This is a genomic window from Bradyrhizobium sp. Rc2d (assembly GCF_900099855.1).
GTDB lineage: Bacteria > Pseudomonadota > Alphaproteobacteria > Rhizobiales > Xanthobacteraceae > Bradyrhizobium.
Genome location: NZ_FNCU01000022.1, coordinates 26,551 through 42,189, shown reverse-complemented (window position 1 = coordinate 42,189; position 15,639 = coordinate 26,551). Strand labels below are relative to the sequence as shown.

General features: G+C 61.4%; 13 protein-coding genes. 11 read left to right on the top strand and 2 right to left on the bottom strand.

What is annotated here, in order from left to right; translation table 11 throughout:
• Positions 1-11 precede the first annotated feature (11 nt).
• From BLV07_RS25345 to BLV07_RS25335, 3 genes are all read left to right on the top strand, one after another.
• Positions 12-1,259 carry an acyl-CoA dehydrogenase gene (locus BLV07_RS25345; protein WP_091891133.1) on the top strand — a complete coding sequence of 416 codons (1,248 nt, stop codon included), beginning with the start codon at positions 12-14 and terminating at the stop codon, positions 1,257-1,259.
• A 9-nt stretch (positions 1,260-1,268) separates the two neighbouring features.
• Entirely contained in the window at positions 1,269-2,513 is a 1,245-nt protein-coding gene (locus BLV07_RS25340; RefSeq protein ID WP_091891130.1) for an acyl-CoA dehydrogenase, read from the top strand.
• A 134-nt stretch (positions 2,514-2,647) separates the two neighbouring features.
• Entirely contained in the window at positions 2,648-3,349 is a 702-nt protein-coding gene (locus BLV07_RS25335) for a nitroreductase (protein ID WP_091891127.1), read from the top strand.
• Positions 3,350-3,450: 101 nt separating this feature from the next.
• Here BLV07_RS25335 and BLV07_RS25330 read toward each other — a convergent pair whose 3' ends face one another.
• Both BLV07_RS25330 and BLV07_RS25325 read right to left on the bottom strand, forming a co-directional pair.
• Positions 3,451-3,999 (bottom strand): sigma-70 family RNA polymerase sigma factor, encoded by a 549-nt coding sequence (locus tag BLV07_RS25330; RefSeq protein WP_008543571.1) that lies wholly within the window; start codon positions 3,997-3,999, stop codon positions 3,451-3,453.
• Positions 3,999-4,232 (bottom strand): NepR family anti-sigma factor, encoded by a 234-nt coding sequence (locus BLV07_RS25325; RefSeq protein ID WP_164934705.1) that lies wholly within the window; start codon positions 4,230-4,232, stop codon positions 3,999-4,001. Before BLV07_RS25325 ends, BLV07_RS25330 begins: the two co-directional genes overlap by 1 nt.
• Before the next feature lie 228 nt (positions 4,233-4,460).
• Here BLV07_RS25325 and BLV07_RS25320 point away from each other — a divergent pair, with 228 nt between their 5' ends.
• The 8 genes from BLV07_RS25320 (at position 4,461) to BLV07_RS25285 (ending at position 15,464) form a co-directional block, all read left to right on the top strand.
• The gene (locus BLV07_RS25320; RefSeq protein ID WP_164934704.1) at positions 4,461-5,267 is read left to right on the top strand and encodes a response regulator; all 807 of its coding nucleotides are present in this window, start codon (positions 4,461-4,463) and stop codon (positions 5,265-5,267) included.
• Positions 5,268-5,413: 146 nt separating this feature from the next.
• Positions 5,414-6,025, top strand: a complete 612-nt coding sequence (locus tag BLV07_RS25315) for a nuclear transport factor 2 family protein (protein WP_091891378.1) — start codon at positions 5,414-5,416, stop codon at positions 6,023-6,025.
• Between the two features lie 200 nt (positions 6,026-6,225).
• Positions 6,226-7,476, top strand: coding sequence for a tyrosine-type recombinase/integrase (locus BLV07_RS25310; RefSeq protein WP_091891118.1), 1,251 nt, complete (start codon positions 6,226-6,228; stop codon positions 7,474-7,476).
• 692 nt (positions 7,477-8,168) lie between these two features.
• Positions 8,169-10,610: an EcoAI/FtnUII family type I restriction enzme subunit R gene (hsdR, locus tag BLV07_RS25305; protein ID WP_091891115.1), complete on the top strand. Its 2,442-nt coding sequence runs from the start codon at positions 8,169-8,171 to the stop codon at positions 10,608-10,610.
• 2 nt (positions 10,611-10,612) lie between these two features.
• Positions 10,613-11,200, top strand: coding sequence for an 8-oxoguanine DNA glycosylase OGG fold protein (locus BLV07_RS25300; RefSeq protein ID WP_091891112.1), 588 nt, complete (start codon positions 10,613-10,615; stop codon positions 11,198-11,200).
• Positions 11,201-11,203: 3 nt separating this feature from the next.
• Positions 11,204-12,658, top strand: coding sequence for a type I restriction-modification system subunit M (locus BLV07_RS25295; protein ID WP_091891109.1), 1,455 nt, complete (start codon positions 11,204-11,206; stop codon positions 12,656-12,658).
• Positions 12,655-14,247 carry a restriction endonuclease subunit S gene (locus tag BLV07_RS25290; protein ID WP_091891106.1) on the top strand — a complete coding sequence of 531 codons (1,593 nt, stop codon included), beginning with the start codon at positions 12,655-12,657 and terminating at the stop codon, positions 14,245-14,247. The genes BLV07_RS25295 and BLV07_RS25290 overlap by 4 nt, the downstream gene beginning before the upstream one ends.
• The gene (locus tag BLV07_RS25285; protein ID WP_091891103.1) at positions 14,244-15,464 is read left to right on the top strand and encodes a phospholipase D family protein; all 1,221 of its coding nucleotides are present in this window, start codon (positions 14,244-14,246) and stop codon (positions 15,462-15,464) included. Before BLV07_RS25290 ends, BLV07_RS25285 begins: the two co-directional genes overlap by 4 nt.
• Positions 15,465-15,639 lie beyond the last annotated feature (175 nt).

Genomic DNA, 15,639 nt, shown 5'->3' with positions numbered 1-15,639 from the left:
GGGGCAACGTTATGAACTTCGACGACACCCCGCAGGAAGCCGAATTCCGCGCAACCGCCCGCGCCTGGATCGGTGCCAACGCACCCAAGCAATACGAGGACGAGCTGCGCAAATCCTCGCTCGGCCGCACGCAGCTCAAGAACGCGAACACTCTCGAGGTCGCAAAGGCCTGGCAGAAGAAGAAGGCCGATGCGGGCTGGGCCTGCCTGCACTGGCCCAAGGAATATGGCGGCCGCGGCGCCTCGCCGATCGAGCGGGTGATCTGGCAGCAGGAGGAGGGCCCGTTCGGAAAGCTCTCCCACATGTTCATCATCGGCCACGGCATGTGCGGGCCGACCATGATGGCATTCGCGCGCGAGGAGCATAAGCGGACCTATCTGCCGCCGCTTGCCTCCGGCGAGAAGGTGTGGTGCCAGCTGTTTTCGGAGCCGGCCGGTGGCTCGGACGTCGCGGGCCTGCGCACGCGGGCCGGGAAGGACGGTGACGACTGGGTCATCAACGGCCAGAAGATCTGGACCTCGGGCGCGCATTATTCGGACTACGGCATCCTCTTGACCCGCACAGATCCGACCGTGCCCAAGCACAAGGGCCTCACCATGTTCTTCCTGGACATGAAGAGCCCGGGCGTCGAGGTCAGGCCGATCAAGCAGGCGAGCGGTGCCTCCGATTTCAACGAGGTCTATTTCACCAATGTCCGTATCCCCGACCATCAGCGCCTCGGCGAGGTCGGTGACGGCTGGAACGTCTCGCTGACCACGCTGATGAACGAGCGCATGTCGATCGGCGCCGGCGTCTCGACCGGTTTTCCGGAGCTGTTCGAGTATTGCTCCAGCCTGATGCTCGACGATGGACCTGCGATCGAGGATCGCGCGGTGCGCGCGAAGCTCGCGAACTGGGCGGTGAAGGCGAGCGGCCTGCGCTACACCAGCATGCGGGCGATCTCGGCGCTGTCGAAGGGCGAGCGGCCGGGTCCGGAGAATTCCATCGGCAAGCTGGTGGCGGGCTCCATGATCCAGGACGTCGCGACCTACGCGCTGGAGCTGCAAGGCGCGGCTGGCATCGTCAGCGGCCCCGAAGACGCCGAAGTGGCTGGCCGCTTCCAGGCGATGCTGCTGCGCGCACCGGGTACGCGCGTCGAAGGCGGCACCGACGAGATCATGCGCAACATCATCGCCGAGCGGGTGCTGGGCCTGCCCGGCGATATCCGTGTCGACAAGGACGTGCCGTTCAACAAGATCCCGACGAAGGGAAGAGGTTAGAGGTCCGCCATGAATTTCGACGACACCCCGCAAGAAGCCGCATTCCGCGAGACCGCGCGCAAATGGGTCGAGGCTAACGCGCCGAAGGAGCTGCATGCCGAGTTGTCAAAATCCTCGCTCGGCCGCATCCGGCTTGCCAAGCAGGACATCGTCGATGTCGGCAAGGCCTGGCAGAAGAAGAAGTTCGAAGCGGGCTGGGCCTGCCTGCACTGGCCGAAGGAATATGGCGGCCGCGGCGCGAGCCCGATCGAGCGCGTGATCTGGCAGCAGGAGGAGGGCGTCTACGGCAAGCTGACGCAGCCTTTCCAGATCGGCGAGGGCATGTGCGGCCCGACCGTGATGGCCTTTGGCAGCGAAGATGCAAAACGCCGATATCTGCCGAAGCTCGCCTCGGGCGAGGAGATCTGGTGCCAGCTGTTCTCCGAACCGTCGGCCGGCTCCGATGTCGCCGGCCTCCGCACGCGCGCGGAGAAGAAGGGCGACAACTGGATCGTCAACGGCCAGAAGATCTGGACCTCGGGCGCGCATTATTCAGACTACGGGCTTCTGATCGCGCGCACAGATCCAAACGTGCCCAAGCACAAGGGCCTCACCATGTTCTTCCTGGACATGAAGAGCCCGGGCGTCGAGGTGCGTCCGATCAAGCAGGCCAACGGCATGCAGGAGTTCAACGAGGTCTATTTCACCGACGTCGTGATCCCCGACAGCCAGCGCCTCGGCGCCGTCGGCGAGGGCTGGAGCGTGTCGCTGACCACGCTGATGAACGAGCGCATGTCGATCGGCGCGCGGCTCGCAACCGGCGTGCCAGAAATGTTCGAGTTCTGCTCGAATCTGATGCTGGAGGATGGGCTTGCGATCGATGATCCGGCGGTGCGCTCAAAGCTTGCGAGCTGGGCGGTGAAGTCGAGCGGGCTGAAATACACCAGCTACCGCGCGATCTCCGCGCTGTCGAAGGGCGAGCGGCCGGGCCCGGAGAATTCGATCGGCAAGCTGGTGTCGGGCATGATGCTCCAGGACATCGCCACCTACGCCATGGACCTGCAGGGCGCAGCCGGCGTTCTCACCGGCAGCGACGAGGAGACGGTGCAGGGTCAGTTCCAGCAGATGCTGCTGTCCTCGCCTTCGATGCGCATCGCCGGCGGCACCGACGAAATTTTACGCAACATCATCGCCGAGCGGGTACTGGGTCTGCCTGGCGACATCCGCGTCGACAAGGATGTGCCGTATAACAAGATCCCGACCAAGGGACGTTGATCTCACCTCTCGCTGTATCTTGTAGGGTGGGCAAAGCGAAGCGTGCCCACCATATGCAGATGCTCCGGGATAAGTCTGTCGGTGGGCACGGCGCTATGCGCCTTTGCCCACTCTACGAAGCGCGCGAGCTAAACATGGATGCAAAAGTGAGCCAGACACAAGACCGCATCGGCGTGCTCGAAGAGCTCCTCAACGAGCGCTACTCCGTCCGCGCCTTTCTCCCGAAGGAAGTTGACCGTGCCACCATCGAGCATGTGCTGGCCACCGCGCAGCGCACCGCGTCCTGGTGCAACAGCCAGCCCTGGCAGGTCATCATCGCCAGCGGCGCGGCCAAGGAGCGCTTTCGCCAGGCGATCTACAAGGAGGCCTCGGGCGGTCTCGGCGACGACTACGATTTCACCCCGCCGCGAGAATATGTCGGGGTCTATCTCGAGCGCCGGCGCGAGAGCGGCTTTCAGCTCTACAACACGCTCGGCATCGCCCGCGGTGACAAGGCGGCCTATGCCAGGCAGGCGCTGGAGAATTACAATTTCTTCGGCGCGCCGCATGTCGCGATCATTCACACCAATGAGCCGCTCGGCATCTATGGTGCGATCGACTGCGGCGCCTATGTCTCCAATTTCCTGCTTGCCGCGCAGGCGCTCGGGCTCGGCACCATTCCGCAGGCGGCGCTCGCGCGCCATTCCGGCCTGATCCGCCGTCACTTGAACCTGCCGGACGATCGCCGTGTCGTCTGCGGTATCTCGTTCGGCTATGCCGACCACGCGCACAAGGTCAACAGCTACCGCACCTCGCGGGCCAATGTCGCGGACACCGTGACCTTCGTGGACGAGTGATCGGCGCTGCAAGCTTGGCGCGATCACGTTTTCGCACGCGCGCAAAGGCGGCCGCGGAAGCGGCCGCCTTCATGCCGTCTCGATCCTGATGATGCCTGCCGTCAGCCGCCGCTGCCGCCGATCACGGCCCGTACGGTCTCGTCGGGCCCAAAGTCCTCGGCGCCCTCGACATAGAGCAGCGCGGCGAGCTTCGAGCGGGCGCGGTTGACGCGGCTCTTGATCGTGCCGACCGCGCAGCCGCAGATCGAGGCCGCGTCCTCGTAGGAGAAGCCGGAGGCGCCGACCAGGATCAGCGCTTCACGCTGGTCCTGTGGAAGCTTGTCGAGCGCCGTACGAAACTCCTCGAATTCGAGATGCGCGTTTTGCGACGGCTGGGTCTTCAGCGTCTTGGCGTAGTTGCCTTCGGCGTCCTCGACCTCCCGCCGCCGCTTGCGATAGTCGGAGCGGAACAGGTTGCGCAGGATCGTGAACAGCCACGCCGGCAGGTTGGAGCCGGGCTGGAACGAGTCGATGTTGGCCAGCGCGCGGAGCAGCGTTTCCTGCACCAAATCGTCGGCGCGGTCCGCATTGCCGCTGAGCGAGATGGCGAACGCGCGTAAGCTCGGCACCGCCGCCAGGATGTCGTTACGCAGGGAGTCCGTGAGAGGCATTAATCCCTCCCATTGTTGTTGTCGTTGGATCCACCCTCATTTTCCACTTGGTGGGCCGCTCCCGGTGCATCAAGCTTCTTGATCAGTTCAGCGAACCGATCCGGAACCCCTTGCCGCACCACGTCGTCGTACATGGCGCGCAGCTGATGGCCGATCCGGGATTGGATCTCCGGAGTGAGCCCTCCCTTGCCGGGGGTCGTGCTTTTGCTGGCTTGAGACTTGAGATCTTTCATGACCTGTTCCACGTTTCCCCGAGTTAAGTGACTGTAAAATCGAGAATTTTTCTCAACCGGGAGCCGTTCCCTGGATAGGCTCAATGCGAGTTGCGAGAAAAAGTTCCGCCCAATACGGAACTTTTCTCGGGCTGAGGCGTAATCAGCGCAGCAGGGGAACCCGGGCCCCCCGCGTAACGCTGACCTCAGGGTAACCTCAAGTCTGGCCCGACGATGAATGGAGTGGGGATGTCCCGTTCACAGCTTGTTGCTGAACACTTGCCGTTGTTGCGCCGGTACGCACGCGCCCTGACGGGCAGCCAGGCCTCCGGTGACGCCTATGTCGCAGCCATGTTGGAAGCCATGCTTGGCGATCCGTCAGTGCTCGACGAGAGCCATGGGCCGCGCGCCGGCCTGTTCCGGCTGTTCACCCAGATCTGGAATTCCGTCTCCGTCAACGACGATGCCGAGGTGACGACCTTGCCGATGCCGCCGGAGCGGCGGTTGTCGAACATCACGCCTCTGCCGCGGCAGGCCTTCCTGCTGCTCTCGCTCGAGGGCTTTTCGGAAGAGGAAGTCGCCTTCATCCTCGGCACCGACGTGGGCGAGACGCGGCGGCTCGCGGACGCTGCCGGACGCGAGATGGCGGCGGAGATCGCCACCGACGTGCTGATCATCGAGGACGAGACCTTCATTGCCATGGACCTCGAGAGCCTGGTGAAGAATCTCGGCCACAACGTCGTCGGTGTCGCGCGCACCCATGCCGATGCGGTGGCGCTGGCCAAGAACAGGCGGCCCGGCCTGATCCTCGCCGACATCCAGCTCGCCGACGGCTCGTCGGGCCTGGACGCCGTCAACGAGCTGCTCCGCACCTTCGAGGTCCCGGTGGTGTTCATCACCGCGTATCCCGAGCGCTTCCTCACCGGCGAGCGTCCCGAGCCGGCGTTCCTGATCTCAAAACCGTTCCAGCCCGCGATGGTATCGGCGGTCGCGAGTCAGGCGCTGTTCTTCCAGCGCAACTCGCGCAACCGCACACCGAAGGCACCGGCGGCGTAAGGAAGCGCCTGTAGTCTGAACGTTCGCAACGCATTTGATCCGGCGTGCTGCAAGGCGCGCCGGATTTTTTGTGTTCGCTTACGGCGCTTGACGGCATCGCATTCGCCGCTCAAACCTCGTGCATCGACCCAATCGGAGATGTGCTCATGGACCCGCAGCTGCTCGATCGCTTCGCCATCCGCGACCTCGTCGAGAACTGGGCGGTGTGGCGCGATGCCGGCGACTGGGAGCGCTTTGCCACGGTCTGGCACGACGAGGGCTGGATGTCCGCCACCTGGTTTCAGGGATCGGCGCGGGATTTCATGCGCGTCAGCCAGGAGGGCTTCGCCAAGGGGGTGCGCATCCTGCATTTCCTCGGCGGCACCAGCATCGACCTCAGCGGTGAGCGGGCCATCGCACAGACCAAGATGACGATCTCGCAGCGGGCTTTGGTGCACGACGTGCTCTGCGACGTCGTGTGCACCGGCCGCTTCTACGATTTCCTGGAGAAGCGGCAGGGCCGGTGGGGCATCGTTCGCCGCCAGCCGATCTACGAGAAGGACCGGATCGACCCGGTCGATCCCGCCGCGCCGCTTCAGCTCGACCAGAAAGCGCTCGCCGCGCTCCCCGAGGGCTATCGCCATCTCGCCTACATGCAGGAGCTGATCGGCTACAAGGTCAAGCGCGACATGCCGGGCCTGATCGGGCCCGAGGTCGAGAAGCTCTATGGCGAGGGGCGGGACTGGCTGGCGGGGAAGGCGAAGACGAAGACGAAGTGAGCCCCAGATAAAAGTAAGGCGCGACTGGCATCACCTCAGCCCTGATGAAAGTCCGTCATAGTTCGCCCTGGTTCGCCATTGACCGTTAACCTTTGTTTTAGCAGCGCTTTCCGCTACCCCGAGACTTCATGGTACACCGCTCTTCACCTCCTAGCACCGGCTGGAACCGGCGCCAAGAGTGGGAACCAAAGTGGGAACGGATGGCGCGACTGGCATTTAAGCTGAGCGCTCGCAAGGTCGAGACGCTCAAGGAAAAGGGGAGGTATAGCGACGGCGCGGGGCTCTACCTCCGCATAGCCGACGGCGGGCGCCGCTCGTGGGTTTTCCGATATCTCCGTCCGAGCGGCGGGCAAACTGAGCTTGGATTTGGACCGGCCAAAGGAGCGGGCAAGGACGGTCTCACGCTCGCCGACGCGCGATTGAGGGCCGAAGAGGCCCGTGCGTTGCTGCGCCGTGGCATCGATCCTGCTACGGAGCGTAAGGCCGCCGAAACAGCGGGCCAGACCTTCGGCGAATTCGCCGACTCCTACTTGGAATCGATCAGGGCGGGCTTCAAAGGGAAGAACGCGGTGGCCGATTGGAAGCGGGATTTGGAGGTGCGGTGCAAGCCTCTTCGTCCCAAGGCCCTAGCGGACATCGCCACAAACGACGTGCTGGCGGTGTTGTCGCCCATATGGCTCACCATCCCCCGGACGGCACGCGAGACGCGAAGCCGGATTGAGCGGGTGCTGTCGGCCGCGCGGGCAAAAGGGCTCCGGTCGGGCGAGAATCCGGCTCTGTGGCGCGGCAACCTGAAGGAGCTGCTGCCGAAGGCCCCGAAGTCGAAGCGGCACCACAAGGCCGCACCCTACGAGGACGTGCCGGGCATCGTGCGAGAGCTTCGTACGAAGCACAGCGGCGCCGACACTGCCGTGAACCTAGCCGCCGAATACATCATCTTGACCGCAGTGCGGACCGGCGAAGCCCGCTTCATGCGCGCCCGCGAGATCAATTTCGATGACAAGCTTTGGACCATCCCAGCGGAGCGCATGAAGACGGAGGACCATCCGGAGGGTAGGCCGCACGAAGTGCCGTTGTGCGCTCGCGCCATCGCGATCCTGCGCGCGGTGATGCCGAAAGGCTTGGACCCGGATGCCTACGTCTTTGCGGGCCAGTGGTCGAAGGACCACACGAAACCGCTCGGTCACAACGCCGTGCTCCATGCGCTCAAGTCCGTATACCCGGCCATAACGACGCACGGCTGTCGTTCGAGCTTCCGGGATTGGGCAGGGGACGAAACGCACTTCCCTCGAGAGGTTGCGGAGATGGCCCTAGCGCACAAGGTGGGCGACGAAGTGGAGCAAGCCTATCGACGCGGAACGGCTTTGAAGAAGCGACGCGAGCTAATGGAAGCGTGGGACCGCTACGTCGAGAGCGAGGCCAACGTCATACAGCTGCGCGCGCAGCAGTAGTATCTTCATGCCCACCGCTCAGAATCTGAGGGACGGACGTTCGAATCATTCCGGGCGCGCCAGCACTTAGCGGCTTCTGCCGTGCAAAAAAATACTAACGTTTTACGGGATTTGCAAGGAAGCCATTGGGTCAGCAATGTCCCCGGTCTGAGTGGCTCGTACCGGCGGTTCGAATCCCTTTCGCTCCGCCAGCCAGGCAATGTCATTTCGTACTTCGATTTGGAAGCAGGTCGAAAATCCGGCCGTTTTCCTGCATTTCGCTCGCCGGAGAAATCCCGTAGTCGATCAAACTAGGCGCTCGATAGGCCCGGAGAACCGAATTTTCTCCGAATCTTAGTACCTCCCGAATCGGTCTAGTACGGCATTTTCCGCCAAACCAAGCGCTTATTGGGGAAGCGGTTTGGATCCCTCTCGCTCAACCGTCTATGTAGGAGTGGAAGAAGATCACTTCTCAAAAAGCTCGTGATCGCGCCTCGCAGGCTGCGATGGCGAGCTACACAAGCCAACGGCGAGGACCAGGGGGCCAAGTATAGCCGAAAACCGACGCCCGAAGATCCTTCGACCATTGGACTGAAAGGCCCACTAGATGTACCCGGATTCGGTGGCTACAATCGCTGATTGGCGGGGGACTGCCTCGCACTTATTGCCTGTAAAGCATTCGAAGATTGCCGAAATTGGGGTTCGGGCGGGGGATGGATAAGCGAGGGCTGAGCGAGCGCGACATTTGCACGAAATTCATCACGCCGGCCCTGCGCGGCGCCGGCTGGGATGAAATCCTGCAAATCCGCGAGGAAGTTGGTTTCACAAAGGGCCGTATCATCGTCCGCGGTAAGCTAGTCAGTCGCGGCCGGGCTAAGCGCGCAGACTACATCCTATACTACAAGCCCAACATTCCGTTGGCGCTGATTGAAGCCAAGGACAACGCGCATTCGGTCGGCGACGGAATGCAACAGGGCCTCGACTACGCCGCGACGCTGGATATTCCCTTCGTCTTTTCCTCGAACGGCGACGGCTTCGTCTTTCACGACCGCACCGGCGTGAACACCCCGGTCGAGGCGAACCTCGGCCTTGACGCCTTTCCATCGCCCGCCGATCTGTGGGCGCGCTATCGCGCCTGGAAGGGTCTCGACGCGGAAGCCGAAAAGATTGTGCTTCAGGACTATTTCGATGACGGCAGCGGCAAGGCCCCGCGCTATTATCAGGTGAACGCCGTTAATGCCGCGATCGAGGCGATCGCCAAGGGGCGCGACCGCGTCCTGTTGGTCATGGCAACCGGCACCGGCAAGACTTACACGGCATTTCAGATCATCTGGCGGCTGTGGAAGGCGGGCCGCAAGAAGCGCATCCTGTTCCTGGCCGACCGCAACGTGCTGATCGACCAGACGATTGTGAACGACTTTCGCCCCTTCGGGGCGGCAATGGCGAAGCTTTCCACCAATTCGAAGACCATCGAGCGGCAGGACGGAACGACGGTTGATTTGACGCTGGCGCTCGACAGGAGGCGGCGGATCGACACCGCCTTCGAGATCTATCTCGGGCTCTATCAGGCGATTACCGGCCCGGAAGACCGGCAGAAGCTATATCGCGAGTTTTCGCCCAGCTTTTTCGATCTGATCGTCATCGACGAATGCCATCGTGGCAGTGCTGCGGCGGATTCGGCGTGGCGGGAAATTCTCGACCATTTTTCCGGAGCGACGCAGATCGGCCTCACTGCCACGCCGAAGGAAACCGAGTACGTCTCCAACACCGACTACTTCGGCGAGCCAGTCTTCACTTATTCGTTGAAGCAAGGGATTAGCGACGGGTTTCTCGCGCCATACAAGGTGGTCAAGGTTCACATCGACCGCGACGTGGAAGGCTATCGCCCGGAAGTCGGACAGCTCGATCGCGACGGCAACGAGATCGAGGACCGGATTTACAACACAAAGGATTTTGATCGCAGTATCGTGCTCGACGACCGCACGGTGCTGACGGCAAAGAAGATCACAGAGTTCCTCAAGGAAAGCGGCGACCGTTACCAGAAAACAATCGTGTTCTGCGTCGATGAGGAACACGCGGCCCGGATGCGGCAGGCGCTCGTCAACGAGAACCCCGATCTGGTCGCGGAAAACCAGCGCTACGTGATGCGCATCACGGGAAGTGACAAGGAAGGCCAAGATCAGCTCGGCAACTTCATCGACCCAGAATCGAAATATCCCGTGCTGGTAACGACCTCGCGGCTCTTGTCGACGGGCGTCGATGCGCAGACCTGCCGGCTGATCGTGCTCGATCGTGCCGTTGGCTCGATGACCGAGTTCAAGCAGATCGTTGGACGTGGCACCCGCGTTCATGAGGATACGAAGAAGTTTTTCTTCACGCTGATCGATTTTCGCGGCGCGACCGCACATTTTGCAGACCCGGATTTCGACGGCGATCCTGTCCAGATTTACGAGCCGGGCGAAGATGGTCCGATCGCGCCGCCTGACGACACGCCGACGGCCGAGGGCGATGGCGCAGTCCCGCCGACTCCGGGCGAGGACGAAACCATCGTCGATCAGCCGGGCTTGCCGTTGCCGCCCGATGGGGGGCGGCGCAAGATTTATGTCGATGGCGTAGGTGCCCGAATCGTCGCCGAGCGAGTCGAATATCTCGACGAAAACGGCAAGCTCGTCACCGAATCCCTGCGCGATTTCACCAAGGCGGCGCTGAAGAAGCGCTTCGCCAGCCTCGACGATTTCCTCAAGCGCTGGAAGTTGGCCGAGCGCAAGCAGGCGGTCATCGAGGAACTGGAAGCCGAGGGCCTGCCGCTCGATCCCATCGCCGAAGAGCTTGGTAAGGACCTCGATCCGTTCGATCTGATTTGCCATATCGCGTTTGACAAGAAGCCGTTGACGCGGCGCGAGCGGGCCGAGAACGTCAGGAAGCGGGACGTGTTCACCAAATACGGGCCGCAGGCCCGCGCTGTTCTCGATGCGCTGCTCGAAAAGTATCACGACGAAGGCGTGCTCAATCTCGATGACGCCAACGTGCTGAAGGTGACGCCCTTCACCGCGATGGGGAGCGTCGTCCAACTTATCAAAGCGTTCGGCGGCAAGGAGGGCTTTGAGAAGGCCGTCCACGAGATGCAGAACGCGCTCTATCAGGAGACCGCTTGAGAATGCCGATTAGAGAGTTCGACGGGCGTATTTGCATAGTTCGGCTTGAGCTCCATCCGAGGGAAATTCCGGACCTTCTCGTTCGGCACGCCGATAACTATCCCGGCGCACATGAACTTGAATCGGCGGGCCTTGCTTTGATCGAAACAGGGTTTGAGCCAGAAGCATCGGCCGATTTCGTGCAGCGTGTGTGCAAATGGGGCGGCGGCGACAGGCAAATGGGCCGAGTACGCGACAACAATTCGCCGAATGAAGTTTCTTTGGCTTTATCGGAGGGCGTTGCACTCGCTCGTGGTGGCGAGGTGGCGAAGGGTGTTGAGCGTATTCGGCGCTTGCGCAATCTTGGCCAGTCCTTTGCCTCAAAGCAAATGCGGTTTCTGGAGCCGACGCGGGCGGTGATACTGGATAGTGTAATCCGCAGCGGCCTCGGCTATGCCGAAACCGCGACCGGCTATGCGGAATTCTTGAGCGATTGCCAAATGATTTTGGTTGCCGTTCGCGGATCGGGCCGGCTTAGCGAGACGCAAGCCACAGGGTTGCGCGTCTGCGACATCGAGGCGGCGATTTTCGCCAAACTGCAAGGCTATTGAGTCATGATCGTCCGCACTACCGTCAAATCAATTCAAGACATCATGCGCCAGGACGTCGGCGTCGATGGCGATGCGCAGCGCATCAGCCAGCTTACCTGGATGTTCTTCCTCAAGATCATCGACGATCAGGATCAGGAACTCGAACTGACCAAAGACGGTTACCGCTCGCCGATCCCGAAGCAATATCAGTGGCGCAGCTGGGCGGCAGACCCCGAGGGCATCACCGGCGAGCCGCTACTGAATTTCATCAATGAGGAGCTGTTTCCGGCGCTGAAAGAGCTGAAGCTCACCGGCAAGCCGGGCGACCGGCGGCGGGTAGTGCGCGACGTGTTCGAGGACGCCTATAACTACATGAAATCCGGCCAGTTGTTGCGGCAGGTGGTCAACAAGATCGATCAGATCGATTTCAACAATCTCGACGAGCGACGGCATTTCGGCGAGTTCTATGAGCAGCTCCTCAACGACCTCCAATCGGCCGGCAATGCCGGCGAATATTATACACCGCGCGCCGTGACCGCCTTCATGGCCGACCGGATCGATCCGCATCCTGGCGAACTCCTGTTCGATCCCGCCTGCGGCACCGGCGGCTTTCTCACCTGTGCCATCCGCCACATGGAGAAGAACTACGTCAAAACACCCAAGCAGCGCGAAAAGATGCACGGCGCGTTGCGCGCGGTAGAGAAGAAGCAGCTTCCGCACATGCTCTGCGTCACCAACATGCTGCTGCACGGCATCGAAGACCCGAGCTTCGTGCGCCACGACAACACGCTGGCCCGGCCGCTGATTTCATGGGGCAAAGATGAGCGGGTGGATATCGTGCTCACCAATCCGCCATTCGGGGGGCGAGAGGAAGACGGCATCGAGAACAATTTCCCCACCTTCCGCACCAGGGAGACGGCCGATCTGTTCCTCGCTCTGATCGTGCGCCTGCTCAAGGCAGACGGCCGTGCCGCCGTGGTGCTGCCCGATGGCACGCTCTTCGGCGAGGGTGTCAAGACGCGGCTCAAGGAGCATCTGATGGAGGAGTGCAACCTCCACACCATCGTGCGCCTGCCCAATTCGGTATTTAAGCCCTATGCTTCAATCGGCACCAATCTGCTGTTCTTCGAGAAGGGCACTCCGACCAAGGATATCTGGTTCTGGGAACACCGCGTGCCCGATGGCCAGAAAGCCTATTCGATGACGAAGCCGATCCGGCTGGAGCATTTCCAGGACTGCGTCGCCTGGTGGGGCGGGAACGAGCGGAAGGGGCGTGAGGAAAATCCTCAGGCGTGGCGCGTCACCGCCGAGGAGGTTAGGGCACGCGGCTACAATCTCGACATTAAGAACCCCCATACTATAGCGGACGATCACGGCGATCCCGAAGCGCTATTGGCTGAACTTGCTGCCTCCGAAGCCCAGACGGATTCCTTGCGCGATCAGTTGAAGGCGGTCCTCGCTGAGGCGCTCGCGCGATGAACGCAGAACGTCTTCTGATGCACTACGCGAAGATTGCCGACGCGACTGAGGCGACTGGCCGCCTACGCCGCTTCATTCTCGATCTCGCCGTGCGCGGCAAACTCGTGCCGCAAGACTCAAGGGACGAGCCGTCGTCGGAATTGCTGAAGCTAGTCGCGAAGCAGAATCTGGACCATGCCGATCTGCCGTACGGATGGCGTCTGGCCAAGATCGGGTCGATCCTAGAGTTTCAGTACGGGAAAGGCTTAAAGGCCAGCGAACGATTGGACGAAGGCCCCGTGCCTGTGTACGGTTCAAACGGGATAGTCGGGTTCACGGAGGAGCCACTAACCGTGCGCCCTTCGATCATCGTAGGTCGCAAGGGATCGGCGGGTGCCTTGAACCTCTGCGATGGCCCGTCGTGGACAACAGACGTTGCTTACTTCGTCGAGGCTCCGTCGTTTTTCAATCTTCAGTTTCTGCTGAACGCTCTTACGGCGCTCGATTTGGACAAGCTAGGAAAGGGCGTGAAGCCCGGATTGAGCCGTTCCGAGGCATACGATCAGATCATCGCCATCCCGCCCCTCGCTGAGCAGCATCGCATCGTCGCCAAGCTCGATGAGTTGATGGGTCTGTGCGACCGGCTGGAGGCGGCGCGGGGAAGCCGGGAAGCGGTGCGCGACCGGCTGACGGCGGCGAGCCTCGCCCGCCTCCAGGCGCCCGATCCCGACACCTTCCAGACTGACGCTCGCTTCGCGCTCAACGCACTGCCGGCGCTTGCGGCGCGCCCCGACCAGATCAAGGCCCTGCGCCAAACCATCCTCAATCTTGCCGTTCGTGGCAAACTGGTCCCGCAGGACCCGAAGGACGAACCGGCCTCGGAGTTGCTGAAGCGGATCGCGGCAGGAAAGGAGGAGAAGAAGCGAAAAACGGGGGATGCCCGGATCAAGATGGAGCCCGACCCGGTGCCGGATGAATTGACGATGCCGCTTCCTTGCGGATGGGCGGTTCAGTCCTTCGAGAATCTTTTTTTGTTCATCGACTATCGCGGAAACACGCCGCCCAAGACAGACGGGGGCATCCCGCTGATCACTGCGAAGAACATTCGCATGGGTTACCTAAACCGCGAGCCACGCGAATACATATCGAAGGCGACGTTCAAATTATGGATGACGCGCGGTTTCCCCGAGATTGGCGACTTGTTTTTCACGACCGAGGCGCCGCTCGCAAACATTTGCCTCAACGATATCGAGGAGCCATTTGCGCTAGCACAACGGGCTATTTGCTTTCAGCCCTACGCGAAGATCGATACCAAGTTCTTGATGTTTGCTTTGATGAGCGACGTGATGCAATTGCTCATCGACAAGCACGCGACTGGGATGACAGCAAAGGGCATCAAAGCGGCAAACTTGAAACCGCTTCCGATCCCGATTCCACCACTCGCCGAGCAACGTCGCATCGTTGAGAAGGTCGAGGCGCTGATGGCCCTATGCGATCGGCTGGAGGCGAACCTCGTCGCCACTGCCTCCCTCCGCCGGCGCCTGCTCGAAGCGCTTTTAGCTGAAGCCTTGGCGCCGGCCGAGGATCGCGAATTGGAGGCAGCGGAATGAGCGTCACCGCTACGTTCCTGCATTCGCGCCCGCAGCGCGAGATCGCCTCAATCATTCGTAACCGATTGGCCGGATGCCGGACCGCCGAGATCGTATCCGGATTTGCTACACCGGACGGTGTGGATGCGCTGCGCGCCAAGAGCGTTTCGAGCAAGATAAAGCGCCTTGTGCTTGGCGCCGGTACATTTAAGGCATTCGAGGCTCTGGATGGCCTGATTAGCTCCGGACTGCAGACCGGAGCAGCACGAGTTCATCTCGGTCACACACGCGCGACAGGGGGCCGCAAGCATCCATTCGCTCGCTATCGCCCGATGCTTCACAGCAAGATCTACTTCTTTGAGATGCCGGACGGTACGGCAACGGCCTTCGTCGGCTCGCACAACCTAACGGGTTTCGCTCTTCGAGGCCTTAATGGCGAGGCGGGTGTGCTGCTTGAAGGAGCATCCTCGGACCCGGTCTTTGACGAGGTCCGAGGACACGTAGCTGAGAGTTTTCGGCAAGCCGTTCCGTATGACCCGTCACTCAAGGCGGCGTATGCCCAGTGGCTTCGCGACTATCTTGAGCAGCTCGGCATTGATGCCACGGACATGCCGCGCGACGACGAAGGCACCCGCACCGTAATTTTGTTCGCTGAAGCACCCCAGGGAAGAATGCCGTCTCCAGGAGATCGTATATATTTTGAACTCGATATGCGGATCACCGAAGTCAACTCCATAAACACGGAAGTGCATTTGCATCTGTTCGCGACTGTGCCGGCTACACCTGCCGAAGCTTTATCGCGATCTGTTGTCTCTGACACAGCTTTACTCGGCAAGGTCGAAGCGATTGATTCTGCGGCGGGTTCGGCGGAAGTGAAGGCAGATTGGTTCATCGAAGACCCAGCAAAACCTCAATTGAAGCCCGCCGTGCAGCCATTTCGACCCACGCTGAGCCCGGGCAAGCAGCAGGTCCGCGCGCTTGTTTCGAAGAGTCTTGAGCTGGGTTTCGACTATCTTTTCGACGCAGGGAAGGGAGATTGGAACCCTACCCTCGGCGATGAGAAGATTCGCGATGAGGAAACTGATGTGGTGTGGGCCGCGGTAGCTGGACTGCGCGAGTCAGGTCCCGCCGAAGGCCATCTTTTGCTTTCTGATCTAAGGGAAACGTCGCCAGAATCCGGCTCGTTCGTCCTGTTCTCGCGAAGGCGCCGTCGACTCGGCGTACGCAAGAATATTTAGCACGGGAATCACGCGCCTATGGCATAATGTTGAGCAGCAAAATGAGCTCGGACGCGCGCCTATGGATCACGACTTCGCAGGTCGTCACTTCTTTACCCGTAGGCTTGGCCGCGATGTTCCATAACATCTCATACGCGACGGTTGCAGCGACCGACCACTGTCGCCCATGAAGCGA